This is a genomic window from Herbaspirillum sp. (assembly GCF_035644555.1).
In the GTDB taxonomy this organism is placed as follows: Bacteria; Pseudomonadota; Gammaproteobacteria; order Burkholderiales; family Burkholderiaceae_D; genus Herbaspirillum.
Window position 1 is genome coordinate 39,518 of record NZ_DASQOH010000043.1, and the last position, 25,422, is coordinate 64,939.

The following is a 25,422-nucleotide window of genomic DNA, read 5'->3' on the forward strand; positions in this document are numbered from 1 at the left end:
GCTAATGGGTCTCCTGTTGATGTTGCGTGTTGGATTCAACGTTGACCAGATGCTGTACAACTCGCTCCATCTTCATGAAGCGTGAACCTTTTACCAAAACGGTCGCGCCTTGCGGTGCGGCCTGCTCCACCGCTGCATTGAGGGCAGCGATATCGTCGAAATGCCTTGCCTGTGCGCCAAATGCCGCGACGGCGTGCCTGCTCAGTTCGCCCAACGCGAAGAACAACGGGATGCCGCGGCTGTGCGCGTAGGCGCCGATCTCGGCGTGGAATTGCGGCCCCTGGTCGCCGACCTCGCCCATGTCGCCCAGCACCAGCACGCGTGGCCCGCCGATGGCGGCCAGCACGTCGATGGCGGCGCGCACCGAATCGGGGTTGGCGTTGTAGGTGTCATCGATCACCAGAGCTCCGCTGACGGCCTGCTTGCGTTGCAGACGGCCATTGACCGGGGCAAAGCTTTCCAGCCCGCGCACCACGGCCTCGACCGCGATGCCGGCACCCAGTGCGCAGGCAACTGCTGCCAGCGCATTGCGGACATTGTGTTCACCCACCGCGGCCAGTTCGAGCTTGAACTGTGCCGGGGGGACGGCCAGTCCCTTGACGGTAACCTGCAGGCTGCTGCCGAACGTGCCGGCCTGATAGGTGGCGCTGACATCGGCTTGCGGCGTGAGGCCGAAGCTCAGCACGCGCCGCGCGCCGGCCTCTTCGCGCCAGAGGGCGGTGAAGTCGTCGTCGGCCGGGAATACGGCCACGCCATCGGCCGGCAGGTGGCGGATCACGGCGCCGTTTTCACGCGCTACTGCTTCCACGCTGGCCATGAATTCCTGATGCTCGCGCTGGGCATTGTTGACCAGGCCCAACGTCGGCGCGGCGATGCGCGAGAGGACCGCGATCTCGCCCGGATGGTTCATGCCCATCTCGATGACGGCAGCCTGATGCTGGTCGCGCAGGCGGAACAGCGTCAGCGGCACACCGATCTCGTTATTGAAGTTGCCACGCGTGCCCAGGTAGCCGTCTTCACCGAAGGCGGCGGCCAGGATCGCGGCGATCATTTCCTTGACCGTGGTCTTGCCGTTGCTGCCGGTCACGCCGATGACCGGGATCGTGCGGCGGTGACGCCAGCCATGGGCGATCTGGCCCAGCGCGGCGCGGCTGTCCGGCACCACGATGGCCGGCAGTGTCAGACCCGGTGGTACGCGTTCGACCACCACGGCGGAAGCGCCCTGGGCGGCCACGGCATCAAGGAAGTCGTGCGCATCGAAACGCTCGCCGCGCAGCGCCACAAACACGTTGCCGGGCTTGACCGCCCGGCTGTCGGTGACGACGTCGTTGAGGATCAGCTCACCGGCCGGCGCATTGATGACGCCGGGCACCGTATGGGCCGAGGCCGCAGCCTCGGCGGTGCGGATCCATTCCAGCATCTGGCTGAAGTCGAACCGCATCATGCGCCCCCCATCATGGTGGAGCGCGCAGCCAGCGCCAGGGCGACATGGTCGGCGTCGAGGAAGGGCAACTTCTTGCCGGCGATTTCCTGGTAGGCCTCATGACCCTTGCCGGCCAGCAGCACCACATCGGCGCGGGTGGCGTGGCGGATGGCCCACAGGATGGCGCCGGCGCGGTCGGCCAGCACGACCGGTTCCACGCGGCTCATGCCGGCGCGGATCTGGTCGATGATGGCTTGCGGATCTTCGCTGCGCGGGTTGTCGCTGGTGAGCACCACCTGGTCGGCCTGCTCGGCGATCTGGCCCATCTGCGGGCGCTTGCCCGGATCGCGATCGCCCCCGCAGCCGAACACGCACCACAGCTGGCCGCCGCGCTGGGTGGCGACCTGGCGCAGCGCGGACAGGGTCTTGTCCAGCGCATCGGGGGTATGCGCGTAATCGATGACGATCAGCGGCACGTCCGGCCCGCCGAACTGCTGCATGCGGCCGGGCGCGGGCGTGAGCGCGGCGGCCGCTGCGACGACGACGTCCCAGGCCAGACCCTGGGTCAGCAACACACCCATGATGCCCAGCACATTGCTGACATTGAAGCGTCCCACCAGCTGGGTCTTGACCTGGCCGCTGCCGAAAGGCGAATCGACATGGAACACGGTACCCGCATGGCTGCTGCGCAACTGGCTGGCGCGCAGCGTGGGGATGCCGGTCGCCTGGGCGTCGGGCTCCTCGGTCAGCGCGTAGCCGATCACCGGCACCTGGCGACCCGCCAGCAAGGGCAGCAGGCGCAGGCCCATGGGATCGTCCAGGTTGAGCACCGCGTGCTTCAGGCCGGGCCACTGGAACAGCTTGCGCTTGGCGTCTTCGTAGGTCTGCATGTCACCGTGGAAATCCAGGTGATCACGCGTGAAATTGGTGAACAGGGCCACATCCACGTGCATGCCGTTCATGCGCCCTTGCGCCAACCCGATCGAGGAAGCCTCGATGGCCAGCGCGCCGACGCGCGCCTGGGCCAGCCGGGACAGACTGCGCTGCAGCAGTACGGCATCGGGGGTGGTATAGCCGGTCACGTCGAAACCCTGCTGCTTGCCACCGATGAAGCTGCCCACGCCCAGCGTGCCGATCACACCCGCGTTGTTGATGCCCGGCAGGCGCGACAGGGCGCTACCCAGCCACCAGGAGCAGGAGGTCTTGCCGTTGGTCCCGGTGACGGCCACGGTCAGCATGCCCTGGTCGGGCTGCCCATACCAGGCGGCGGCGATCTCGCCGGCCTGCGCCTTGAGGTCGGGCACGGCCAGGTGCGGTTCGTCGATCTCGTCCGGCCAGGTGTAGCCCTCGGCTTCATAGACGACCGCAGCCGCACCGCGCTCGACGGCATCGGCGACATAGGAGCGTCCATCAGCATCGCCCACGTAGGCGAAGAAGACATCGCCCGGCGCCACGCGGCGCGAATCGGAAGTCAGTTGCGCAGACGGCGCCGCCTGGCGCAGCCAGGCGAGGATATCTTGCAGGCTCAGAACGCGCGGGGACATTACATGCTCTCCTCAAGCGGTTCTTTGGGAATGATGATGTTGGTCACGCTGGAGTCCGGCGGCACATTCAGCGCGCGCAGGGCATTGGCGGCGACGTTGGCGAACACCGGACCGGCCACCGGGCCGCCGAAGTGCTGGCCTTGCGGCTCGTCGATCATGACCGAGATGATCAGGCGCGGGTCCGACATCGGGGCGATGCCCGAGAACGATGCCACATACTTGCGCACGTACTTGCCGCCTTCGATCTTGTAGGCGGTACCGGTCTTGCCGCCCACGCGGTAGCCCGGCACCTGGGCCTGGGGCGCGGTACCGCCGGGGGCGACCACGGTTTCCAGCATGCGGCGCATCTGCAGGGCGGTATCGGCCGAGATCACGCGCTGGCCGATGGGCGAGTCGGTGACCTTGGTGAAGGACAGCGGAATGATGTCGCCATTGCGGGCGAAGATCAGGTACGCATGCGCCAGCTGGATCAGCGATACCGAGATGCCGTGACCATAGCTCATGGTGGCCTGTTCGATCGGCCGCCATGACTTGTACGGACGCACGCGGCCGGCCACGGCGCCCGGGAAGCCGAACTTGGGCTGCTGGCCGAAACCGACCGTGGTGAACATCTCCCACATCTCTTCGGGCGGCATGCCCAGGGCGATCTTGGCGGTACCGATGTTGGATGATTTCTCGATGATCTGGGCCACCGTCAGCGGGCCATGGGCATGCGAGTCGCCGATGGTGGCGGTGCCGATGGTCATCTTGCCGGGCGCGGTCTGGAACACCGTGGAGGGCGTGACGCGATGGGTATCCAGTGCCAGCGCCACCGTGAACGGCTTGAGCGTCGAGCCGGGTTCGAAGGTATCGGTCACCACGCGGTTGCGCAGTTGCGCACCGGTCAGCACCGAGCGGTCGTTGGGGTTGTAGGTGGGCAGGTTGGCCAGCGCCAGCACCTCGCCGGTCTTGGCGTCGACCACGATGATGCCGCCGGCCTTGGCCTTGAATTTCTCCACCGCTTCCTTCAGTTGGGTGAAGGCGATGTACTGGATCTTGCTGTCGATGGACAGGGTCAGGTCGCGGCCGTCATGCGGTTCACGGATGGATTCGATGTCTTCCACCACGCGGCCCAGGCGGTCCTTGATGACGCGCCGGCTGCCGGTCACGCCGGCCAGGGTCTTCTGGGCGGCCAGTTCCATGCCGTCCTGGCCGGCATCCTCGATGTTGGTGAAGCCGACCACGTGCGCCATCACCTCGCCCTCAGGGTAGAAGCGCTTGTATTCCTTGCGGGTCTCGATGCCGGGAATGCCCAGCTTGACGATCTTGTCGGCGGTATCCTGCTCGACCTGGCGCTTCAGGTAGACGAAGCTGCGATCGGAATCGAGTTTCTTGCGCAGCTCGGCATCGCTCATCTCCAGCAGCTTGGCCAGTTGCACCAGCTTGTCCTTGGGCGCCGCCTGGACGTCATCGGGAATGGCCCAGATCGCCTTGACCGGCACCGACGAGGCCAGCACCTGGCCATTGCGGTCGGTGATCTTGCCGCGCGTGGCGGGCAATTCCAGGGTACGGGCGTAGCGGGATGCGCCCTGCTTCTGCAGAAAATCGGTCGACACGCCCTGCAGCCACAGGGCGCGCACCACCAGCGCGACGAAGGCGACGAACAGCACGAACAGCACGAAGCGCGAGCGCCAGGCCGGCAGCTTGACCTGCAGGATGGGATTGGAGGAGAAAGCCACGCCCTTGGAAGCCGCCACACGGCTGCTGGCCAGGTTGGGACGGGGAGGCATCTTGGTCATTGCGCCCCCACGGTCAGGTATTGGGTGCGGGCCGCAGTGACCGGCATCATGTTCAGGTCACGTCGGGCCAGCTCCTCGATGCGGGCGTTCTTGCCCAGGGTGGACTGGTCCAGTTGCAATTGCGCCCAGTCGACGTCGAGCTGGCGGGCCGCGCTCTGGGCGCGTTCCAGCTCGATGAACAGGCTGCGGGCCTTGTATTGAGCGCTGACCACCGATAGCGCGCACGCCACCAGCAGGGCCGTCAGCAGCAGGCACAGGCGGCCGATCACGCAGCCACTCCAGCGGCAGGCGCCGCGATCAGTTCCAGGCCGCGCATCACCGCCGAGCGCGCACGCGGGTTGGACTCGACCTCGGCGGCACTGGGCATGACCCGTGGCAGCAGGCGCGCAGGGGCCTGCGGCAGGTCGATCGCACGAATCGGCAGGCGGCGGTCGGGCTGCGGTGCATGGGCCTTGGATGCCATGAACTGCTTGACGATGCGATCTTCCAGCGAGTGAAAGCTGATCACGACCAATCTCCCGTGCTGCGCCATCTGACGGAACGCTTTTTCCAGTCCTACCTCGAGTTCTTCAAGCTCTTGATTGACGAAAATCCGTACAGCCTGAAATGTGCGAGTGGCCGGATCTTTGCCTTTCTCGCGGGTTTTGACGGCCTGTGCCACGAGCGCGGCAAGCTGTCGTGTGCTTGAAATTGGCTGGATTGCCCGGCCAGCAACAATCTTCTTTGCAATCTGAAGAGCAAACCGTTCTTCCCCATAATCACGTATCACCTTTGCAATCTGCTGTTCGTCTGCCGTTGCCAGCCAATCCGCTGCCGACATGCCACGCGTGGTATCCATGCGCATGTCCAGCGGGCCATCCAAGCGAAAACTGAAGCCGCGCGCGGCGTCATCCACCTGCGGCGACGAAATACCCAAATCCATCAACACCCCGTCGACCTGCGCGATGCCGCGTGCGGCAAGCGCTTGGTCCATGGTCGCGAAGCTGTCGTGCACGATCTCGAAGCGTGCATCGTCGATCTTCTGCGCCGTGGCAATGGCCAACGGGTCCTTATCAAATGCGATCAGACGGCCCTGCGGACCCAACCTGGAGAGGATGGCGCGGCTATGACCGCCGCGACCAAAGGTACCGTCCAGATAAACGCCATTGGCGCGCTCGCCCTCGATGGCCAGCGCGTCCACGGCTTCTTCCAACAGCACGGTGCGGTGCTGCAGCTCGGGCACCGGTTGCAGATTCATCTTGTCCGGCCGTCAGAAGGAAAAATTACTCAACACATCCGGCATACCGCCCGCCACAGCCTCGGCTTCACTTTCAGCCAGCTTGACGGCATCCCAGATTTCGAAATGGCTACCCATGCCCAGCAACATCACGTCGCGCTGCAAACCAACGGCGGCGCGCAATTCCGGCGCGATCAGGATGCGGCCGGCGCTGTCGAGCTCCACATCCTGGGCATTGCCCAGGAAGATGCGCTGCCAGGCACGGGCCGACATCGGCCAGTTGGCGATCTGCTCACGGTGAGTCTCCCAGGTCGGGCGCGGGAAGAACAGCAGGCAGCCATGCGGATGGCGCGTCACGGTGGCGCGCCCTTCGCACTGCACAATCAGGGCGTCACGATGCTTGGCCGGAATGGTCATCCGTCCTTTGGCATCGAGATTGAGTGCTGACGCGCCCTGGAACACTGTTTTTTCCTTCGCCTGCGGCGAGTGAGATTGCTGATCGGGTGTCGTGTCATGCCGGGCAAATGCAAATGAATCCGCCAAATGCCCCACAAAAAAACACTTTTTGACACTGCCGCCCACTTTAGAGGATGCACTATTGCAGGTCAAGCGGTATACGTGGGGAAAAACCGGGATTTTGCTAATAAAGTCAAAGACTTAGCGCACTTCCTTAAAACACCGCTTTTCGAAGTTTTTTGAAGAAAATGAAGGACTTAGCATTTACATTGAAGGTGCAACCTGAGCTTTACACATGTGTTTATCGTCAGAATTGCGTAGCGGCGCGGATTTGCGGCGCACGGAAGAGCTGACGTGCGCGATTTCGGGGCAGCCCCGGCGTGGCGGGATGAAAGTCCCCGACACCCGTCGATTTGCGAGTGCACAGAGAAACCGACATGGATTTTGCAGTGCAACTTTAGTTCAAGAATTCTTCACTGATTGCTGATGGGATGAGAAGAAATCCAGCATTGCCCACCGGGCAGCCAGCGCTCACGGCGAGCCAGAAAAATGCGGCGGACCTTGCCGGAAAAAGTGGCGGTCGGTGCGCCAGCACAGCAGCAAGCTTCATGAAATTCTTTATCAAATGATTGAAAGGACGCGTTTTTGTTTTGACTTACGCGCCGACCACCTTTTACTATCCGTGTCTTTGGGAAGATCGATACGCCAAAACGGAGCTTTCATGGTCCGTTCGCCGATGCTGAAAAGCACGTCGATTTTTTTCAATCAAGGTCGGTCAAGACCAGGTCAAATCGGCTGAAAACGCAGATAGGGCTTGCGAATCCGGCTCATTCCAGTGCTAAAATCTGGGCACCTTAACAGTGAAAGGAATTTTCAAGTGAACAAATCTGAATTGGTTGACGTTATCGCCGCCGACACCGAGATCTCCAAGGCAGCAGCCCAGCGCGCGCTGGACTCCGTCATCGAGAACATCATCAAGGCCGTGACCAAGGGCGATACCGTGCAATTGGTTGGCTTCGGTTCCTTCTCGACCGGCAAGCGCGCTGCCCGCACCGGCCGTAACCCGCAAACCGGCGAAGAAATCAAGATCGCCGCTGCTACCACCGTGAAGTTCTCGGCTGGCAAGGCTTTCAAGGAAGCCGTGAACAAGAAGAAGAAATAATTTCACGCATTTGAATGCCATGAAACAGATTCATGGCATTCAAATCGAGGCCGATCCCGTGTGGATCGGCCGTCCCTCTCCGCAGTCCCCCTGTCCTGCCCCGCCGTCCCCTTCGCTTTCTCCTCCCGCTTTCTCCGCCTTGTCGCCACCTGCGCCCCTATCGGCAAGCACAGCTGTTTGCCTGCGCAGCACATACAGCAACGAGAACCGGCACTTCCTTTCATCTCCGTTTGCCAATGCGCAGCACTGCGCCTAGAATTTTTTCGGCTTCATCTCCGGCTGAAAAGCGGCCCGCAAGCAGTCTAGCGCCGACGCCGCAGTACCGATGCCCCGCTATACTGTTTTGCCTTCGCCCCGCCGCATCCATACCCTGCCGGCTCGCCCGGCCCACCCGAGGAGACCGTCGATGAACAGCCCCGCCCAGCGCCCACCGTTGCCACCCTTCACCCGCGAGACCGCCGCCATGAAGGCCCGCGCCGCAGAGGACGCCTGGAATTCCTGCGACCCGCAACGCGTTTCGCTGGCCTACACCGAGGACAGCCGCTGGCGCAACCGCGCCGACTTCATCACCGGCCGCGCCGAGATCGTCACCTTCCTCACGCGCAAGTGGACCCGCGAGCAGGATTACCGCCTCATCAAGGAAGTCTGGGCGCACGAAGGCAACCGCATCGCCGTGCGCTTCGCCTATGAATGGCATGACGATTCGGGACACTGGTACCGTTCCTACGGCAACGAGAACTGGGAATTCGACGAGCATGGCCTGATGCGGACCCGCCATGCTTCCATCAATGACCTGCCCATCAAGGAGTCCGAGCGCAAGTTCCACTGGGACCGCTCGGCCCCGCGCCCGGCCGATCATCCCGGCCTGAGCGAACTGGGTCTCTAATCCGACCGTCGCTGCGGCCGGGGCCGGCCCTGCCTTCAGACTTCAGGCACCCAGGTCGGCCAGCGGATGCTGGTCTGGCGACCAGGGATCGGCGAAGAAGCCCTCCACCCATTGCGGTGTGGCAGCGGCCAGGGAAGCCGGATTCCATTGCGGCTTCTGGTCCTTCTCGATGATCAGGGCCCGGATGCCTTCAACGAAATCCGGCCGCGCCGCGCAATGCAGCGATACCACGAATTCCAGCCGGAACACCTCGGCCAGCGACAAGGGCCGCACGCGCTTTTGCAAGGCGTAACCTAGCCACGCCGAACCAGGCGACCCGGCGCGCAGGGTTGCCATGGCCTTGGTCAACCAGGGGTCATCGGTCTGCAGAGAGAGAATGCCGTCCACGATCTCCGGCAGGCTGGGCTGGCGGCACAGGGCCTCGATCAGGTCGTAATGCGTGCGCAGGTTGGACGGCGCGAACACCGCCGAGCCTTCCTGCACCGATGCCCCCTGCGCAGCCGCCAGTACGCGATCGAGCAACTCCGCATCCTGCCCCTGGCCCCACGGCTGCTGCAGCAGCGCATCGATCACCGACTGCTTGGCCGCCTGCGCCACCCGGTAATCGGCCAGGCCGGCGAAGAGCGCATCGTTGGCATTCAGGTTGGCCCCGGTCAGCGCCAGGAACACCCCGGTCTTGCCCGGCATGCGTGCCAGGAACCAGCTGCCACCCACGTCCGGATACAGGCCGATGGTGATTTCCGGCATCGCCAGGCGCGACTTTTCAGTGACCACCCGATGGCTGCAACCGGCCATCAGACCGATGCCACCGCCCATGACGATGCCATGCCCCCAACACAGGATGGGCTTGGCGAAGCTGTGGATAAGATAATCCAGGCGATATTCCTGCTCGAAGAATTCGGCCGCGTAGTGATTGGCACGGATGTCCTCGCGCTCGGGCGAGGCGTGATGTTCACGCATGGCGCGATACAGTTGCTGCAGGTCGCCACCGGCGCAGAAGGCCTTCTCGCCCTGCGCCTGCAGCAGCACCATCGCCACGCCGGGGTCGGCCTGCCATTGTTGCAGTTGCGGCGTCAACAGCCTGACCATCTCCAGCGAAATGGCATGCAGGGTCTTTTCGGAAGCGAGGGTGGCGATGCCGATGCGGCGGCCATTGGCGGCCGTCAATTCTTCGAACAATACGGGTGCGGCAACTTGGTTCATGGGTCTCCTGGGGTCTCTTGCGCGAACCCGCAGTGCCCGCGGGCCGCAGTTTTTTAATGGAAGGAAATTCAGTGAAGCAGGCCGGTAGGCCGGATTCTGTTACGGCGGGAAACCCGCTATGACAGCCATTCCTCTAGGCGACGGATCACTCCGCCGCTCAAGCTTTCTACCCGCACGCTCCGCGAGCCACATCAACGCGTGCCTATTTGAAATTGCTCCGGGTGGAGGTTACCGCGTTTCACCGTAACTTAATACGCTCGTCTCTGTGGCCCTGTTCCTCGCCTTATACCGGCTTGCGCCGGCTTTCAGCGGACGGCCGTTAACCGTCACCCTGCTCTGTGGAGTCCGGACCTTCCTCCCGCCGCCTCCTTGCGAAGGCGGCCAGCGGCTGTCTGGCCTGCATCGGGCGCTATTGTAGCGCAGCATCGCCCGGCGCCGGAGATTGCCGGTGCAAAACCCTTGTGCGCAAGCGCACAAGTTCATGCCGATTCGGCATGTGACACCTGTCCGGCTCTTCGGTAGTCTCCTGCTGATCCGCCGCCGGCCCGCGCCGCGCGGTTCTTCACTGACTTCAACGAAACACCATGCATATCTGCGTATTGGGCGCCGGCGTAATCGGCGTGACCACTGCCTACCGTCTCCTGCAGGATGGCCACCAGGTCAGCCTGATCGATGCCCGCGACCAGCCCGGCGCCGGCACCAGCCAGGGCAATGGCGCCCAGCTCAGCTACTCCTACGTGGCGCCGCTGGCCGATCCCTCGGTCTGGTCCAAATGGGCTTACTACATGTTCAGCAAGGACTCGCCGCTGACCTTCAAACCCACCCTGGACGGCGCGCAATATCGCTGGCTGGCCGAATTCCTGCGCTGCTGCAACGCCGAACGCGTACGGCGCACCACCATCGATCTGCTGCAACTGGCCTTCTATAGCCGCGACCAGCTGACCCAGTGGAATGCCGGCCTGAACCTGTCCTTCGACTACCAGCGCTCCGGCAAGCTGGTGATGTTCACCGATGCCCAGGGACTGGACGGGGCCGCGGCCCAGGTGCGCTTCCAGGCGCAATACGGTTGCCAGCAGGAAGTGCTGGGCGCGGCCGAATGCATCCGCATCGAACCCGCGCTGGGACGTTCGCAGCGCGACTGGGCCGGCGGTGTCTACACCCCCAGCGAAGAAGCCGGCGACTGCCCGCAGTTCTGCCGCGCCCTGGTGGCGGTGATGCAGGCCGATCCCAACTTCCGCTTCCTGGGCGGTAGGCGCGTGGGTGGTGTGCGCCGAGCGGGGTCTGCCCTGCGCGCGGTGCAGGCCGGGACCGAATGGATCGAGGCCGACCGCTTCGTCCTGGCGCTGGGCGCCGACAGTACCGAATTTGCCCGCCAGGTGGCACTGCAGCTGCCGCTCTACCCGCTCAAGGGCTACAGCATCACCGTCCCGCTGGAGGACGACGCCAGCCGCGCTGCCGCCCCACAGGTCTCGATCACCGACATCGCCCGCAAGATCGTCTACGCCCGTCTCGGGCAGCGTCTGAGAGTGGCCGGCCGCATCGAACTGGTCGGTCAGGACCGCGGCATCCCGCGCCGTGCCATCGAAGAACTCAAGAACGGCATGCGCGAGCTGTTCCCCGATTGCCGGCTGGGCGACGATGCCACGCTGTCACCGTGGATGGGATTCCGCCCCGCCACCCCCAGCGGGGTGCCCATCGTGGGGCCGTCGCCGGTGGACAACCTGTACCTCAACATCGGCCAGGGTGCGCTGGGCTGGACCCTGGCCTGCGGCAGCGCGGCCCTGCTGGCTGACCAGATCGCCGGCCGCACCCGCGCCATCGACGACACGCCTTTCCAGTACCGGGCCTGAAGAAGTTTCATGCGAGGCGCCCGCAATCGGAATTAACATGGAGCCTCGCCAGCGCCCTGCTGGCCTGATCCATGGGAGACGAACGATGCGGGAAAACCGGCTGCGCACCCTCTTCGCGCAACAGCAACTGGCCCTCTCGGGCTGGATTTCGATGGGCAATTCACTGCTGGCCGAAGTGGTCGCGCACAGCGGCTACGATGCGGTCACGGTGGACCTGCAGCACGGCCCCTTCTCCATCGAATCGGCCCTGCCGATGCTGCAGGCCATCTCCAGCACCCAGGCGGTGCCGCTGGTGCGCTGTTCCGAGAACAGCCTCGGCGAAATCAACAAGCTGCTCGATGCCGGCGCCTATGGCGTCATCTGTCCGCTGATCAACACCGCCGAGGACGCCGAACGCTTCGTGCGCGCCTGCCACTACTCCCCCCGCGGCGGCCGCAGCTATGGCCCGGCGCGCGGCTTCCTGTATGGTGGTCCCGATTATTTCGCCCACGCCAACCAGACCATCCTCACGCTGGCCATGATCGAAACCCGTGAAGGCTACGCCAATGCCGAAGCGATCCTGCAGGTACCCGACCTGGACGGTATCTTCATCGGCCCCAGCGACCTGGCCATCGAACTCGGCCTGCCCCCGGACGCCTACGGCGACCAGCGTCTCAACGACGCCATCGATCATCTGCTGGCGCTGGCGCGCAAGCTGGGCAAGTACGTGGGAATCTTCGCCGGCACCATGGACATGGCGCAGCGCATGAAGGCGATCGGCATGGACCTGGTGGTGCCGGGCACCGACATCCAGCAGATCAAGGCCGAAGGGGCGAGACGTATCAGCGCCTTGCGCTGATACCGTCGCTCAGGGCTGAGCCTGGCTCAGCCCCGCACCACCCGACCAAAGAACGGATAGTTGGGATCGTTGTAGCCATGCGTGGACGCATGCCCCGGCGTGACCAGGCTATCCACCAGCGACTCTTCCTCGGCCGTGATCTTCAGCGCGGCCGCATCGTAGTAGTCCTCCATCTGCGCCAGCGTACGCGGGCCGGCGATGACGCTGCTGATGGCCGAATTGGCCAATACCCAGGCGGTGGCGAACTGGCCCAGCTTGATGCCGCGCTGCTCGCAGTGCTGCTGCAGGCGCTGCGCGATCAGCAGCGATTCTTCGCGGAATTCGGTTTCCATCATGCGCTTGTCGCCGCGTCCGGCACGGGTATCCTCGGCCGGCTTCTGGCCCGGCTGGTACTTGCCGGTCAGCACGCCACGCGCGATCGGGCTGTACGGCACCACGCCCAGGCCATAGTGGGCGCAGGCCGGCAGGATTTCCACTTCCGGCTGGCGGTTCAGCAGGTTGTAGTAAGGCTGGCAGACCAGCGGCAGCGGCACGTTGTTCTTCTCACACAGGCGTGCAATCTCGGCAATGCGCCAGCCACGGAAATTGGACACACCAAAGCCACGGATCTTGCCGGCGCGGATCAGGTCGCCCAGGGCCTGCACCGCCTCTTCCAGGTTCTCGTCCTGGTAGTCGCGGTGCATGTAGAGGATGTCCAGGTAATCGGTATCGAGACGCTTGAGGATGTTCTCGGTCTCGCGCACGATCCAGGTGCGCGAATAGTTGGACTCATTGGGCCGGTTGCTCATCGGATTGCCCAGCTTGCTGGCCAGCACCCACTCATGGCGCTGCCCGGCCAGCAGCTTGCCGACGATCTCCTCCGACTTGCCTTTGGTATAGACGTCGGCCGTGTCGATGAAATTGACGCCGTGTTCGCGGGCCGAAGCCACGATGCGGCCGGATTCCTGCAGGTCGGTCTGGTCACCGAACATCATGGAACCCAGGCACAGGGCCGATACCTTGAGGTTGCTCTTGCCGAGGCGACGATAGTGCATGCTGTCTCCGAATCGAAAAATGGGTGTGGATAAGTTAGGGCCTGTTCACACTCGCAGATTTAGTGTGAACAGGCCCTAAGTACGGCCGATCATTCTAGCGCCGTGCCGCTGCCCCTGCCGGGGACTCACAGCACCGGCGCTTCCTCTTCCTGCCAGCGCCGCTTGTCGCGCAAGGGCGGGGCGCCGAACAGTCGGCTGTATTCGCGACTGAACTGCGACGAGCTCTCGTAACCGACCCGGTGCGCCGCCGTCGCCACGCTGGCGTCGGCCGTCAGGATCAGCTTGCGCGCTTCCTGCAGGCGCAGGTTCTTCTGGTATTGCAAGGGGCTCATGGCCGTCACCATCTTGAAGTGATGATGCAGTGACGACACGCTCATGTGCACCTCACGCGCCACGTCCTCGATGCGCAAGGCCTGGTCGTAACCGTCCTTGATCAGGCGGATGGCCTTGGCCACGCGGTTCATCTGGCTGTCCTGCAGCACCGTCTGGCGCAGCAGCGCCCCCTGCCCGTTCATCAACAGCCGGTACAAAATCTCCCGCCGTATCATCGGTGCCAGGATAGGCACGTCGCGTGGCGTCTCGTGCAGCCGCAACAGGCGCAACACGGCATCAAGCAGTTCCACGTCGAGCCGGTTCACGTACAGCCCGCGCGCCGCCCCCTCGCCGAGGTGCGCCGCCGCCGGCAGGTTCTCGTCACCGATCAGTTCGCCGATCTCCTGAGTATCCAGTTCCAGCCGCAGGCCGAGATAGGGCTCATCGGGACTGGTCACCATCACCTTGCCCACCACCGGCAGATCCACCGAGGCCACCAGGTAGTGCATGGGATCGTATTCGTAGATTTCATCCCCCACGAAGATGCGCTTGGAACCCTGCGCGATCACCGCGAAGACCGGCTTCTGCACCGCGTGCTTGGGACCGGTGGGGCAGGTGATGCGATAGATTTCCAGGTCGGGGATGGCGGTGGCCAGCATGCCTTCGCTGCCGGCGGTATAGCGTGCCAGCAGTTGCAGCAGCTCCTGCTGCATGGCGTGGAAACGGGCATCGGCGGCCAGGTCGGCCTCGGAGCGGACGGGCGCCACCGAGGTGGGCGAGCTGTCATGCTCCAGCAAGAGCAGAGGCGCGGAATCCTGGACAGCGTGCAGATCGAGATCCATGGTGTTCTCTCAACAAGGGACAAGCGGCAGCTTAACGCTTGCGCAGCGCTGCCTGATTCTCCGGAAATCACACGCGGAGGATCAGGCAAGAAGTTTGCAGAATCAGGTATGCCCGGCAGCGATTGAGCGCGATCATGATGAGCCCGTCACGGCACCATCGGCCCGCATGCCGCACACACAGGCCACCCGGTGCCACGACACAGAAAACAGGAACAGAGAATCAGGCAGAAAATCGGCAACTTTCGGCACGCGAAAACCAGCCACATCCCTGCATAATCCTCCCCGAACCGATCAGCACCGAACCGTCAGAACACGCTCTCGGCAATGTTGTACTGCTCGACCACGGTGCGCACGGTACTGACGTCAGGCTTGTTGACGAAGCGGCATTCGCTCTCTTCCATTCCCATGGTGCAGGCCTTGTGCAGCGGACAGGTGGCGAACAGTTCGGCCACCCAGTCGACGAAGGCGCGCACCTTGGGCGAGAGATGGCGATTGTGCAGGTACACCACGGAAATCGGCATGGGTGCCGGCTTCCACTGCGACAGCAGTTCGACCAGGCGGCCTTCCTCGATGTGGCGCGTCACCATGTACAGCGGCGCCTGCACCATGCCGAAGCCCTGCAGGGCGCATTCGACGTAGGCATCGGCCTCGTTGACCGAGAGCTTGCCATCCATCTTCACCTCGCGCGTGACGCCATCGACCACGAAGTCCCAGTCGATGGTGCGGCCGGTGCGGCTGGAGAAGTAATGCACCGCCTTGTGCTGCTGCAGGTCCTCGATGGTATGCGGTACGCCGTAGCGTTCGAGGTAGGACGGTGCAGCACAGGTGACCGTCTGGAAGGTGCCGATGCGACGCGCCACCATCGATGAATCCTGCAGCTCGCCGATGCGGATCACGCAGTCCACCGCCTCCTGCACCATGTCCACCGGGCGGTCGCCCATGCCCATGACCAGCTCGATGTCGGGGTACTTGGTATAGAAGTCGCACAGGTTGGGCAACAGCATGAGGCGCCCTACCGAACCGGGTACGTCGATACGCAGGCGCCCTTGCGGCCCGCGCGTGACATTGCGGAAGGATTGTTCTGTTTCATCGACGTCGGCCAGGATGCGCACACAGCGCTCGTAGTAGGCCGCCCCGTCGGGGGTGAGACTGATGCGGCGCGTGGTGCGGTTCAGCAGGCGCACCTGCAGCATGCTCTCCAACCCCTGGATCAGGGTCGTGACGGTAGTGCGCGGCAGGTTCAGGTTGTCGGCTGCCCGCGTGAAGCTGTTGGCATCCACCACAGCGGTAAAGACTTGCATGGCCTGGAAACGGTCCATCGCTCTCTCCTAAGTGCCGGCGTCCGAGAGACATCGGAGCGGCAAGCGGGGGCAGGACTAGCACAGGCAAGACCAGGCGCCGCCCCCGGCGCGCCGATTGGCCTGGTCCGGGCGGCTCGGCCATACGACCAGGCCCACCCGACATTGAATCAATTTACAACAAATAACCGCCAATTACATGGCAACTACACGCTTCCCCGCGCTATTGCACCAGTAAAACACTGGTGCGATCAGTCAGGAAATCCGTACTTGGCAGCCTCAGACACCCCAGAAAGGAGCCCCGCCATGACCGAACTTGTCATCGCGATTGTTCAGACCTACCGAACAGTGTTGTTGGATTATATGTGTTTATTTGCGACCCTGCTGTGCCGCACAATCCGTCCCATTCTTGGACAAGTGGCTTCGGCCCGGGCGCACATCATGCAAGCCTCGCATTCGCTGGATATCCGCAATTTTTTCGTTCCCGGCCCCCTGGGACGCATCCCCGTGCGCCTCTACCAGCCGGTGCAGGCCGCCGCCAAAGGCGAGCAACGGGCGCTGGTGATGTACTTCCACGGAGGTGGTTTCACCAGTGGTTCGCTGGATGATGCCGATGCCCCGGCCAGCTTCATCGCCCATCACGGCCAAGCCGTGGTGCTGTCGGTAGGCTATGCGCTGGCGCCGGCCAAACCCTTCCCGGCCGCCCCGGAAGACGCCTTCGCCGCCGCCAGCTGGGCCTGCAAGCACGCCGACGAACTCAATGTCGACCTCGACCGCATGGTGGTGGCCGGCGACGATGCCGGTGGCAGCCTGGCCGCCAGCCTCACTCTTATGACCCGCGACCGCTGCGGCAAGCCGCTGGCCGCGCAGGTGCTGATCAGCCCGATGCTGGACCCCAGCATGCGCCTGCTGGGCGATGCCGGCCGCCTGCAATCGGACCTCACTGCCGAAACCTGCGCCGCCAGCTATCGCCAGTACCTGCCGCAGACCATGCAGCGCCTGCACCCTTATGCCGCACCGCTGGAGGTGAGCCGCCTGGCCGGCCTGCCGCCGGCCTTCATTGCCACTGCCGAGCGCGACGTGCTCTGCCCGGAGGCCGAGAAGTACGCCTCCAGCCTGATCCGCGCCGGGGTGCCCACACAGGTCTCGCGCTTTGCCGGCATCACGCACGGCGCCCTGCGCACGCACCTGCCGCTGCTCAAGGAAATCGTCAATTTCCTGCGCTGCCGCTTCGCCAGCCTGCAACGCGATGAATCCAGTACCGACTTCATGCCCTTCAAGCTCCACCCCTCCACTCCCTTCTGAGGATAAGAACATGCAAACTCCCGCCCCACTGCGCAAGCGCTTCGCCCTTACTGCCACCGTCCTGGCCGTCATCGCCCTCACGGTCGGCGGTGCCATCTCGGTGGTCGGCCTGTCGGCCAATGCCTCCACCGCCCCCACTGCAGCGGCTGCCGGTGCACCGGTCGATGTGGCCGAAGTGGTCCAGCGCCAGATCATCGATTGGCAGTCCTACTCCGGCCGTATCGAAGCGGTCGACCGCGTCGAAGTGCGGCCCCTGGTGGGCGGCACCCTGACCGCCGTGCATTTCAAGGATGGCGCGCTGGTCAAGAAGGGCGATGTGCTCTTCACCATCGACCCGCGTCCCTATGAAGCCGGAGTGGCCCGCGCCGAAGCCCAACTGGCGGGCGCCGAAGCCCGTGCCGGTTACACCGCCACCGACCTGGCACGCGGCCAGCGCCTGCTGGGCGACAACGCCATCGCCAAGCGCGACTTCGAGGAAAAGCAGAACGCCGCCCGCGAAGCCTCGGCCAATGTCGCCGCCGCCCGCGCCGCCCTGCGCGCCGCCCGCCTGAACCTGGAATACACCCGCATCACCGCCCCGGTCGCGGGCCGCATCTCGCGCGCCGAAGTCACGCTGGGCAACGTAGTCACCCCGGGCGCAGCCAACGCCCCGCTGACCACGCTGGTCTCGGTGGCCAAGGTGTATGCCTCCTTCGACGTCGATGAACAGAGCTTCCTGAAATACGTCAACCCGGCCCGCGCCGCCGGTGCCACCGTGCCGGTGGAACTGGGCCTGGCCAATGAGGACGGCTACTCGCGCAAGGGCCGCGTGGGCTCGGTAGACAACCGCCTGGATACCGCTTCGGGCACCATCCGCGTGCGCGCCATCTTCGACAATGCCGACGGCCAGCTGGTCCCGGGCCTGTACGCCCGCGTGCGCCTGGGTGGCGGTGCCCCGCACGAGGCCGTGCTGATCGATGAAAAGGCCGTCGGTACCGACCAGGACAAGCGCTACGTGATGGTGGCCGACAAGGACAATCACGCCAACTACCGCCAGGTGGTGGTGGGTGCCGGTCATGACGGCCTGGTGGTGATCGAGAAGGGTCTGCAGCCGGGCGAACGCATCGTGGTCAACGGCCTGCAACGCATCCGTCCGGGTGACGCCATCACCCCGACCGTGGTGCCGATGCAGGCCCAGGCGACCAAGGCAGCGGACGCCAAGGCCGGCAAGGCCTGATCCCGCACCGGACCTCTCTCGCATTCAAGGAAGAACAAGCCGCGGGGGCGCATCGCCCTCCCGCAAGGGCGTCTGCATCCCGACGGCTGACAAGGAACCTACATGAATATCTCCAAATTCTTCATCGACCGCCCGATCTTCGCGGGTGTGCTGTCGGTACTGCTCCTGCTGGGCGGCGTGCTGGCCATGCTGCAGCTGCCCATCTCGGAATATCCCGAAGTGGTGCCGCCCTCGGTGGTGGTGCGCGCGCAGTATCCCGGCGCCAACCCCAAGGTGATCGCTGAAACCGTGGCCTCGCCGCTGGAAGAGCAGATCAACGGCGTGGAAAACATGCTCTACATGCAGTCGCAGGCCAACAGCGACGGCAACCTCACCATCACCGTCAACTTCCGCCTGGGCGTGGACCCCGACAAGGCGCAGCAGCTGGTGCAGAACCGCGTCTCGCAAGCCCTGCCACGCCTGCCGGAAGATGTGCAGCGCCTGGGCGTGACCACGCTCAAGTCCTCGCCCACCCTGACCATGGTGGTGCACCTGACCTCGCCCGACAATCGCTACGACACCACCTACCTGCGCAACTACGCGGTCCTGAACGTCAAGGACCGCCTGGCACGCATCCAGGGCGTGGGTGAAGTGGGCCTGTTCGGCTCGGGCAACTACGCCATGCGCGTCTGGCTCGACCCCAACAAGGTGGCCCAGCGCGGCCTGACCGCCAGTGACGTGGTGCGCTCCATCCGCGAACAGAACGTGCAGGTGGCCGCCGGTGTGATCGGTGCCTCGCCCAGTTCGCCGGATACCCCGCTGCAGCTGTCGGTGAACGCGCAAGGCCGCCTGAAGACCGAAGGCGAATTCCGCGACATCATCCTGAAGGCCTCGCCGGACGGCGCCACCACCCGCCTGGGCGATGTCGCCCGGGTGGAACTGGCCGCCTCCGAATACGGCCTGCGCTCGCTGCTGGACAACAAGCCGGCCGTGGCCATCCCCATCTTCCAGGCCCCCGGCGCCAACGCGCTGGATGTCTCGACCCAGGTGCGCGCAGCGATGAAGGAACTGTCGGCCGACTTCCCCAGTTCGGTCAGCTACAGCATCGTCTATGACCCGACCCAGTTCGTGCGTGCTTCCATCGAAGCAGTGGTCCACACCCTGCTGGAAGCGATCGCCCTGGTGGTGATCGTGGTGATCATCTTCCTGCAGACCTGGCGGGCTTCCATCATTCCGCTGTTGGCGGTGCCGGTCTCCATCATCGGTACCTTCTCGCTGATGCTGGGCTTCGGCTACACCATCAATGCGCTGTCGCTGTTCGGCATGGTGCTGGCCATCGGTATCGTGGTCGATGACGCCATCGTGGTGGTCGAAAACGTCGAACGCAACATCGGCGCCGGCCTCTCGCCGCGTGACGCCACCTATCGCGCCATGCAGGAAGTGTCCGGCCCCATCATCGCCATTGCCCTGACGCTGGTCGCGGTGTTCGTGCCGCTGGCCTTCATGACCGGCCTGACCGGCCAGTTCTACAAGCAGTTCGCGATGACCATTGCGATCTCCACCGTCATCTCGGCCTTCAACTCGCTGACCCTGTCCCCAGCCCTGGCCGCCCTGCTGCTCAAGGGTCATGGCGACAAGCCGGACTGGCTGACGCGCCAGATGGACCGCTTCCTCGGTGGCTTCTTCATCCGCTTCAACCGCTTCTTCAACCGCGCTTCCGACAACTACGGCAGCGGCGTGACCGGCGTGATCAAGCGCAAGGGCGCCACCATGGGTGTCTACGTGGTGCTGCTGGCCGCGACCCTGGGCATCTCCTACATCGTCCCCGGCGGCTTCGTGCCGGGCCAGGACAAGCAATACCTGGTGGCCTTCGCGCAACTGCCCAACGGTGCTTCGATTGACCGCAGCGAAGAAGTGATGCGCAAGATGAGCGACATCATGTTGAAGGAACCCGGTGTGGCCAGCGCCATTGCCTTCCCCGGCTTGTCCATCAACGGTTTCACCAACAGTTCCTCGGCCGGTATCGTCTTCGTGGGCCTGAAGCCCTTCGAAGAGCGCAAGAGCAAGGAGCTCTCGGGCAATGCCATCGCCGCCTCGCTGAATAAGAAGTTCGGCGGCATCAAGGAAGCCTTCACCGCGGTCTTCCCGCCGCCGCCGGTGATGGGCCTGGGTACCCTGGGTGGCTTCAAGATGCAGATCGAAGACCGTGACGCACTGGGCTACGCCGAACTGGACAAGGCCGCACAGGCCTTCATGAAGGCCGCCGCCAAGGAACCGGCGCTGGGTCCGATGTTCTCCAGCTACCAGATCAACGTCCCGCAACTGGATGTGGAACTGGATCGCGTCAAGGCCAAGCAGCTCGGCATCCCGGTGACCGATGTCTTCAACACCATGCAGATCTACCTGGGTTCGCTGTACGTGAACGACTTCAACCGCTTCGGCCGTGTCTACCAGGTCCGTGCCCAGGCTGACGCGCCCTTCCGCGCCAAGGCCGAGGACATCGCGCAACTGAAGACCCGCAACAGCGCCGGTGAGATGGTGCCGCTGTCCTCGGTGGTGAAGGTCAAGCAGACCTTCGGCCCGGAAATGGTGGTGCGCTACAACGGCTACACCGCCGCCGACATCAACGGCGGCCCGGCCCCGGGTTACTCCTCGGACCAGGCCCAGGCGGCCGCCGAACGCGTGGCAGCAGCAACCCTGCCGCGTGGCATCAAGTTCGAATGGACCGACCTGACCTACCAGAAGATCCTCGCAGGCAATGCCGGCGTGTGGGTGTTCCCGATCAGCGTGCTGCTGGTGTTCCTGGTGCTGGCTGCCCTGTATGAAAGCCTGACCCTGCCGCTGGCCGTGATCCTGATCGTCCCCATGAGCATCCTGGCCGCCCTGACCGGCGTCTGGCTGACCCGTGGCGACAACAACATCTTCACCCAGATCGGCCTGATGGTCTTGGTGGGCCTGTCGGCCAAGAACGCCATCCTGATCGTGGAATTCGCCCGCGAACTGGAGATGCAGGGCCGCAGCGCCATACAAGCCGCCATCGAAGCCAGCCGCCTGCGTCTGCGCCCGATCCTGATGACCTCGATCGCCTTCATCATGGGTGTGGTGCCGCTGGTGACTTCCTCTGGCGCCGGTTCGGAAATGCGCCATGCGATGGGCATCGCGGTGTTCTTCGGCATGCTGGGCGTGACCCTGTTCGGTCTGTTCCTGACCCCGGTGTTCTACGTCCTGCTGCGCACCATCGACCGCCGCCAGCTGCATTCGGCCTCGCATCATGAAGCGCCGATGACCGCCGGTTCGCACGTGCCGCAGGTGAGCCACGCCGCCCCTGGCCCGCAGGATGATCGCTGATCCCCCGGATCAGCCCATGAATGGAGCAAGAAAAATGATGACTCAATCGATGACCCGCCTGCTGCGCCCCGTGCGCATCGGCTCGGCCCTGCTGGCCACCTTGCTGGTGCTGGCAGGCTGCTCGGTGGCCCCTACCTACGAGCGTCCCTCGGTGGATACCCCGGCCGCCTTCAAGGAAGCCGCCCCCATCACCCAGACCGGTGAAAACGGCAGCCAATGGAAGGCCGCCCAGCCCGCCGAAGACATCGCCCGTGGCGAATGGTGGAAGATCTTCGGCGATGATCAGTTGAACGCCCTGGAAGACCGCGCTCAGCAAGCCAACCAGGACCTCAAGGCGGCCGCCGCGCGGCTGGGCCAGGCACGCGCACTGACCCGCGATGCACGCTCCGGCTACTTCCCGCAGATCGACGCCGGTCTGGGTGCCACGCGTCAACGGCCCTCGCCGGCCTCGCAAGGCTTGCCGGCCGATGCCAATACCCAGCCCAACACCCTGTATCGGGCACAACTGGGCGTGTCCTATGAGGTCGACCTGTTCGGCCGCGTCGCCTCCACCGTGGACGCCGCCACCGCCGATGCCCAGCGCAGCGAAGCGCTGTTCCACTCGGTGCTGCTGGCCTTGCAGGCGGACGTCGCGCAACAGTATTTCCAGGTGCGCGAACTGGATGCCGCCGCCGAGCTCTATCGCGGCACCGTCGACCTGCGCCAGGAATCGCTGCGCCTGGTACAGCGCCGTTTCGATGAAGGCGACATCAGCGAGGTGGACGTGGCCCGCGCCCGCGCCGAACTGGCCTCGGCCCAATCGGAAGCGCTGGGCATTGCCCGCCAGCGCGCCACCGCCGAACACGCCCTGGCCATCCTCTTGGGCCGTACCCCGGCCGAGTTCGCGCTACCGCCGCAACCGCTGAAGCGACTGGCGATCTCGGTTCCGGCCGGTCTGCCCTCGGCCTTGCTGGAGCGCCGTCCCGACATCGCTGCCGCCGAACGTGCCATGGCCGCCGCCAATGCCCGCGTGGGCGTGGCCAAGTCGGCCTTCTTCCCTGCCCTTAACCTGACCGGTGGTCTGGGCTACGAGTCGGCCCAACTGGGTGATCTCTTCAACTGGTCCAGCCGTACCTTCCTGTTGGGCCCGCTGGTGGGCACTGCCCTGACCATGCCGATCTTCGATGGCGGCCGTCGCCAGGCCGGTGTCGATCGCGCCCGCGCCAGCTATGAAGAACAGGTCGCCACCTATCGCGGCACGGTCCTCAATGCCTTCCGCGAAGTGGAAGACAACCTGGCCAACCTGCGCATCCTGGACGACCAGAACCGCGCCCAGGACGAAGCGGTCGCCGCGTCCTCGCGTGCGGCCCGACTCTCGCACACCCAGTATCGTGAAGGCGCGGTTAGCTACTTCAACGTCATCGATGCCGACCGCACCGTGCTGCAACTGCAGCGCGCCTCGGTCACTCTCGATGGCGAGCGCGCCCGCTCCACGGTCAACCTGATCCGCGCCCTCGGCGGCGGCTGGAGTGCGCCGCAGCCGGCTGGGACGCAGGTATCTTCACGGCAGTAATGTTCCAGTCTCCGGATGCGCTAGCGCATCCGGAGACTGTCATCCACCTTCATCCCAGGAAAAAAAATGTCCATCACCCTGCACGAAGTCGGCATCACCCCGCTGATCCGCGCCCTGCACAATCTGTCCTCCCTGCTCGACAAGGCCGAGCAACATGCCGACCAGCACAAGCTGGAACCGCAGCAGCTGCTCTCGGCACGCCTGTACGAAGACATGTATCCGCTGACCGCCCAGGTACAGCGCGCCAGCGACACCGCCAAGGCCACCGCCAGCCGTCTCTCGGGCGTGGCCGCGCCGGCCTTCAGCGATGACGAGACCAGCTTCGACGAACTGCAGGCCCGCATCAACAAGACCATCGTCTTCCTCGAATCCATTCCCGCCGACGCGGTCGATGACCAGGAAGAGCGTGTCATCACCATGAAGCTGCGCGGCGAAGAGCTTAGCATGAGCGCGCGCGAATACCTGCTGGTATTCGGCCTGCCCAACTTCTTCTTCCACGTCACCACCGCCTACGACATCCTGCGTCACCAGGGCGTCAAGTTGGGCAAGATGGATTTCCTGGGTCTGTAATCCCGGCACACCCAGACAAAAACGGCCCGCATCCTGCGATGCGAGCCGCTTTCCAGACCAGTTTCCCGTGGTACTTTGGCCCGCCTCCTTATCGAGGGCGGGCGTTTTTTTTCATGGCTCAGTCCACATGCGGTACACCCGCCCGCTGCAGCAACTGGCGGCATCGCCGGGACAGTGCCACCACGCGCAAGTCCTTGCCCAGCCGCACATAGCGCTCGGCCAGCGTCTGCACGGCGGCAATGGCCGAATGGTCGGCCAGGCGCAGGTGGCGGCAATCCAGTGTGACCTGTCGCGGGTCGTCCTGGGTCGCGAACAGTTCCAGGAAGCGCGTGGTCGAGGCAAAGAACAGGGTGCCATGCGGCAGGTAGGTACGGCTGCCATCCTCTTCATCGACCACCTCGGCACGCACCTCGCGTGCGTGTTCCCAGGCGAAGTTGAGCGCGGCGATCACGATGCCGCACAACACCGCCACCGCCAGGTCGGTCAAGACGGTAATGATGGTGACGGCGATGATGACCAGTGCATCGTTCCTCGGCACCTTGCCCAGCACCCGCAGCGAGCCCCAGGCAAAGGTCTCCTGCGCCACCACGAACATGACGCCGGCCAGTGCCGCCAGCGGGATGCGCTCGATGGCCGGTGACAGGAACAGGATGAACAGCAGGATCATCACCCCCGCCACCACGCCCGAGAGTCGCGAACGGCCGCCGGAGCCGAGGTTGATCATGGTCTGACCGATCATGGCGCAGCCGCCCATGCCGCCGAACAGGCCCGAGACCACATTGGCCGCGCCCAGCGCCAGGCATTCCCGGTTGGGCTGGCCACGGCTGGCGGTGATTTCGTCGGTCAGGTTGAAGGTCAGCAGCGTTTCCAGCAGGCCGACGATGGCCATGAGCACCGCATACGGACCAATGATGCGCAGCGTCTCCAGGGTCAACGGCACGCTGGGCAGATGCAGCGGCGGCAAGCCACCGGCGATCTGCGCCATGTCGCCCAGGGTACGCGTGTGCAGGCCACTGGCGTAGGTCAGCAGACCCACTCCGAGAATGGCTGCCAGTGCCGGTGGAATGGCCTTGGTCACGCGTGGCAGGAGCCACACCACCAGCATGGTCGCCAGCGTCAGGCCGATCATGATCCACAGCGACGTCCCCTGCAGCCACTGCGGCCCGGACGGCGTACTGGTACGGAAATGTTCCAGCTGCGACAGCGCAATCACGATGGCCAGGCCATTGACGAAGCCCAGCATCACCGGATGCGGCACCATGCGCACCAGCTTGCCCAGCCTGAGCGCACCGAAGGCCAGCATGATCAGGCCTGACAACACCACCGTGGCCAGGAAATACTGCGCCCCGTGTTGCACCACCAGCGCCACGATCACCACCGCCATCGAACCGGCGGCGCCCGAGATCATTCCCGGCCGGCCACCGAACAGCGCGGTGATGGTGCAGATGAAGAAGGCGCCATACAGCCCCATGAGCGGATTCAACTGCGCCACCAGGGCGAAGGCGATGCATTCGGGCACCAGGGCGAAGGAAGTGGTGAGGCCGGCCAGCACGTTCTGGCGGAGTTCGCGCAGGCGCGATGACGGAGGGGTGACGGTGGTCATGGAAGAA

At 64.5% G+C, this 25,422-nt stretch carries 20 protein-coding genes and 1 other RNA gene; 9 read left to right on the forward strand and 12 right to left on the reverse strand.

The features are described 5' to 3' along the window. Position 1 precedes the first annotated feature (1 nt). Genes VE092_RS10690 through mraZ form a run of 6 tightly spaced genes read right to left on the reverse strand, consistent with a single transcriptional unit; the run spans position 2 to position 6,423 of the window. Positions 2-1,444: a UDP-N-acetylmuramoyl-tripeptide--D-alanyl-D-alanine ligase gene (locus VE092_RS10690; protein ID WP_324876503.1), complete on the reverse strand. Its 1,443-nt coding sequence runs from the start codon at positions 1,442-1,444 to the stop codon at positions 2-4. Then, positions 1,441-2,967 carry a UDP-N-acetylmuramoyl-L-alanyl-D-glutamate--2,6-diaminopimelate ligase gene (locus VE092_RS10695; RefSeq protein WP_324876505.1) on the reverse strand — a complete coding sequence of 509 codons (1,527 nt, stop codon included), beginning with the start codon at positions 2,965-2,967 and terminating at the stop codon, positions 1,441-1,443. The genes VE092_RS10690 and VE092_RS10695 overlap by 4 nt, the downstream gene beginning before the upstream one ends. Next, on the reverse strand, positions 2,967-4,745 hold the full coding sequence (locus tag VE092_RS10700; RefSeq protein ID WP_324876507.1) for a penicillin-binding protein 2: 1,779 nt from the start codon (positions 4,743-4,745) through the stop codon (positions 2,967-2,969). The genes VE092_RS10695 and VE092_RS10700 overlap by 1 nt, the downstream gene beginning before the upstream one ends. After that, positions 4,742-5,014 (reverse strand): cell division protein FtsL, encoded by a 273-nt coding sequence (gene ftsL, locus VE092_RS10705; protein ID WP_324876509.1) that lies wholly within the window; start codon positions 5,012-5,014, stop codon positions 4,742-4,744. The genes VE092_RS10700 and ftsL overlap by 4 nt, the downstream gene beginning before the upstream one ends. Further along, entirely contained in the window at positions 5,011-5,982 is a 972-nt protein-coding gene (rsmH, locus tag VE092_RS10710) for a 16S rRNA (cytosine(1402)-N(4))-methyltransferase RsmH (RefSeq protein WP_324876511.1), read from the reverse strand. Before rsmH ends, ftsL begins: the two co-directional genes overlap by 4 nt. Before the next feature lie 12 nt (positions 5,983-5,994). Continuing rightward, the gene (mraZ, locus tag VE092_RS10715) at positions 5,995-6,423 is read right to left on the reverse strand and encodes a division/cell wall cluster transcriptional repressor MraZ (protein WP_006465511.1); all 429 of its coding nucleotides are present in this window, start codon (positions 6,421-6,423) and stop codon (positions 5,995-5,997) included. Positions 6,424-7,294: 871 nt separating this feature from the next. Between mraZ and VE092_RS10720 the strand changes: the two genes are divergently transcribed. Together VE092_RS10720 and VE092_RS10725 are read left to right on the forward strand one after the other, a co-directional pair. Beyond that, the gene (locus VE092_RS10720; protein WP_006465510.1) at positions 7,295-7,579 is read left to right on the forward strand and encodes an HU family DNA-binding protein; all 285 of its coding nucleotides are present in this window, start codon (positions 7,295-7,297) and stop codon (positions 7,577-7,579) included. A 406-nt stretch (positions 7,580-7,985) separates the two neighbouring features. Continuing rightward, on the forward strand, positions 7,986-8,465 hold the full coding sequence (locus VE092_RS10725; RefSeq protein ID WP_324876514.1) for a nuclear transport factor 2 family protein: 480 nt from the start codon (positions 7,986-7,988) through the stop codon (positions 8,463-8,465). A 42-nt stretch (positions 8,466-8,507) separates the two neighbouring features. Here VE092_RS10725 and VE092_RS10730 read toward each other — a convergent pair whose 3' ends face one another. Both VE092_RS10730 and rnpB read right to left on the reverse strand, forming a co-directional pair. Beyond that, a complete protein-coding gene (locus VE092_RS10730; protein WP_324876516.1) occupies positions 8,508-9,668 on the reverse strand; it encodes an enoyl-CoA hydratase/isomerase family protein in 1,161 nt (386 codons plus the stop codon). Positions 9,669-9,737: 69 nt separating this feature from the next. Beyond that, an RNA gene (gene rnpB / locus VE092_RS10735) (RNase P RNA component class A) lies at positions 9,738-10,072 on the reverse strand. Positions 10,073-10,252: 180 nt separating this feature from the next. Here rnpB and VE092_RS10740 point away from each other — a divergent pair. Next, positions 10,253-11,518: a D-amino acid dehydrogenase gene (locus tag VE092_RS10740; RefSeq protein WP_324876518.1), complete on the forward strand. Its 1,266-nt coding sequence runs from the start codon at positions 10,253-10,255 to the stop codon at positions 11,516-11,518. An 85-nt stretch (positions 11,519-11,603) separates the two neighbouring features. Beyond that, a complete protein-coding gene (locus tag VE092_RS10745) occupies positions 11,604-12,356 on the forward strand; it encodes an HpcH/HpaI aldolase family protein (protein ID WP_324876680.1) in 753 nt (250 codons plus the stop codon). 26 nt (positions 12,357-12,382) lie between these two features. Here the strand turns inward: VE092_RS10745 and VE092_RS10750 are convergent, their stop codons facing one another. From VE092_RS10750 to VE092_RS10760, 3 genes are all read right to left on the reverse strand, one after another. After that, positions 12,383-13,390, reverse strand: coding sequence for an aldo/keto reductase (locus VE092_RS10750; RefSeq protein ID WP_324876520.1), 1,008 nt, complete (start codon positions 13,388-13,390; stop codon positions 12,383-12,385). 125 nt (positions 13,391-13,515) lie between these two features. Continuing rightward, on the reverse strand, positions 13,516-14,544 hold the full coding sequence (locus VE092_RS10755; RefSeq protein WP_324876522.1) for an AraC family transcriptional regulator: 1,029 nt from the start codon (positions 14,542-14,544) through the stop codon (positions 13,516-13,518). A 305-nt stretch (positions 14,545-14,849) separates the two neighbouring features. Next, entirely contained in the window at positions 14,850-15,863 is a 1,014-nt protein-coding gene (locus tag VE092_RS10760) for a LysR family transcriptional regulator (protein WP_324876524.1), read from the reverse strand. Positions 15,864-16,283: 420 nt separating this feature from the next. Here VE092_RS10760 and VE092_RS10765 point away from each other — a divergent pair, with 420 nt between their 5' ends. The 5 genes from VE092_RS10765 (at position 16,284) to VE092_RS10785 (ending at position 23,812) form a co-directional block, all read left to right on the forward strand. Beyond that, positions 16,284-17,147: an alpha/beta hydrolase gene (locus tag VE092_RS10765; RefSeq protein ID WP_414653462.1), complete on the forward strand. Its 864-nt coding sequence runs from the start codon at positions 16,284-16,286 to the stop codon at positions 17,145-17,147. 10 nt (positions 17,148-17,157) lie between these two features. Continuing rightward, positions 17,158-18,363: an efflux RND transporter periplasmic adaptor subunit gene (locus VE092_RS10770; protein WP_324876528.1), complete on the forward strand. Its 1,206-nt coding sequence runs from the start codon at positions 17,158-17,160 to the stop codon at positions 18,361-18,363. A 102-nt stretch (positions 18,364-18,465) separates the two neighbouring features. Continuing rightward, on the forward strand, positions 18,466-21,690 hold the full coding sequence (locus VE092_RS10775) for a multidrug efflux RND transporter permease subunit (RefSeq protein ID WP_324876530.1): 3,225 nt from the start codon (positions 18,466-18,468) through the stop codon (positions 21,688-21,690). 34 nt (positions 21,691-21,724) lie between these two features. Beyond that, positions 21,725-23,242 (forward strand): efflux transporter outer membrane subunit, encoded by a 1,518-nt coding sequence (locus tag VE092_RS10780; RefSeq protein WP_324876532.1) that lies wholly within the window; start codon positions 21,725-21,727, stop codon positions 23,240-23,242. 66 nt (positions 23,243-23,308) lie between these two features. Then, positions 23,309-23,812: a DUF1993 domain-containing protein gene (locus tag VE092_RS10785; protein ID WP_324876535.1), complete on the forward strand. Its 504-nt coding sequence runs from the start codon at positions 23,309-23,311 to the stop codon at positions 23,810-23,812. A gap of 118 nt (positions 23,813-23,930) precedes the next feature. On the opposite strand, the gene VE092_RS10790 is transcribed toward VE092_RS10785, so the two are convergent. Next, positions 23,931-25,415, reverse strand: coding sequence for a SulP family inorganic anion transporter (locus tag VE092_RS10790; RefSeq protein WP_324876537.1), 1,485 nt, complete (start codon positions 25,413-25,415; stop codon positions 23,931-23,933). Positions 25,416-25,422: the final 7 nt, after the last annotated feature.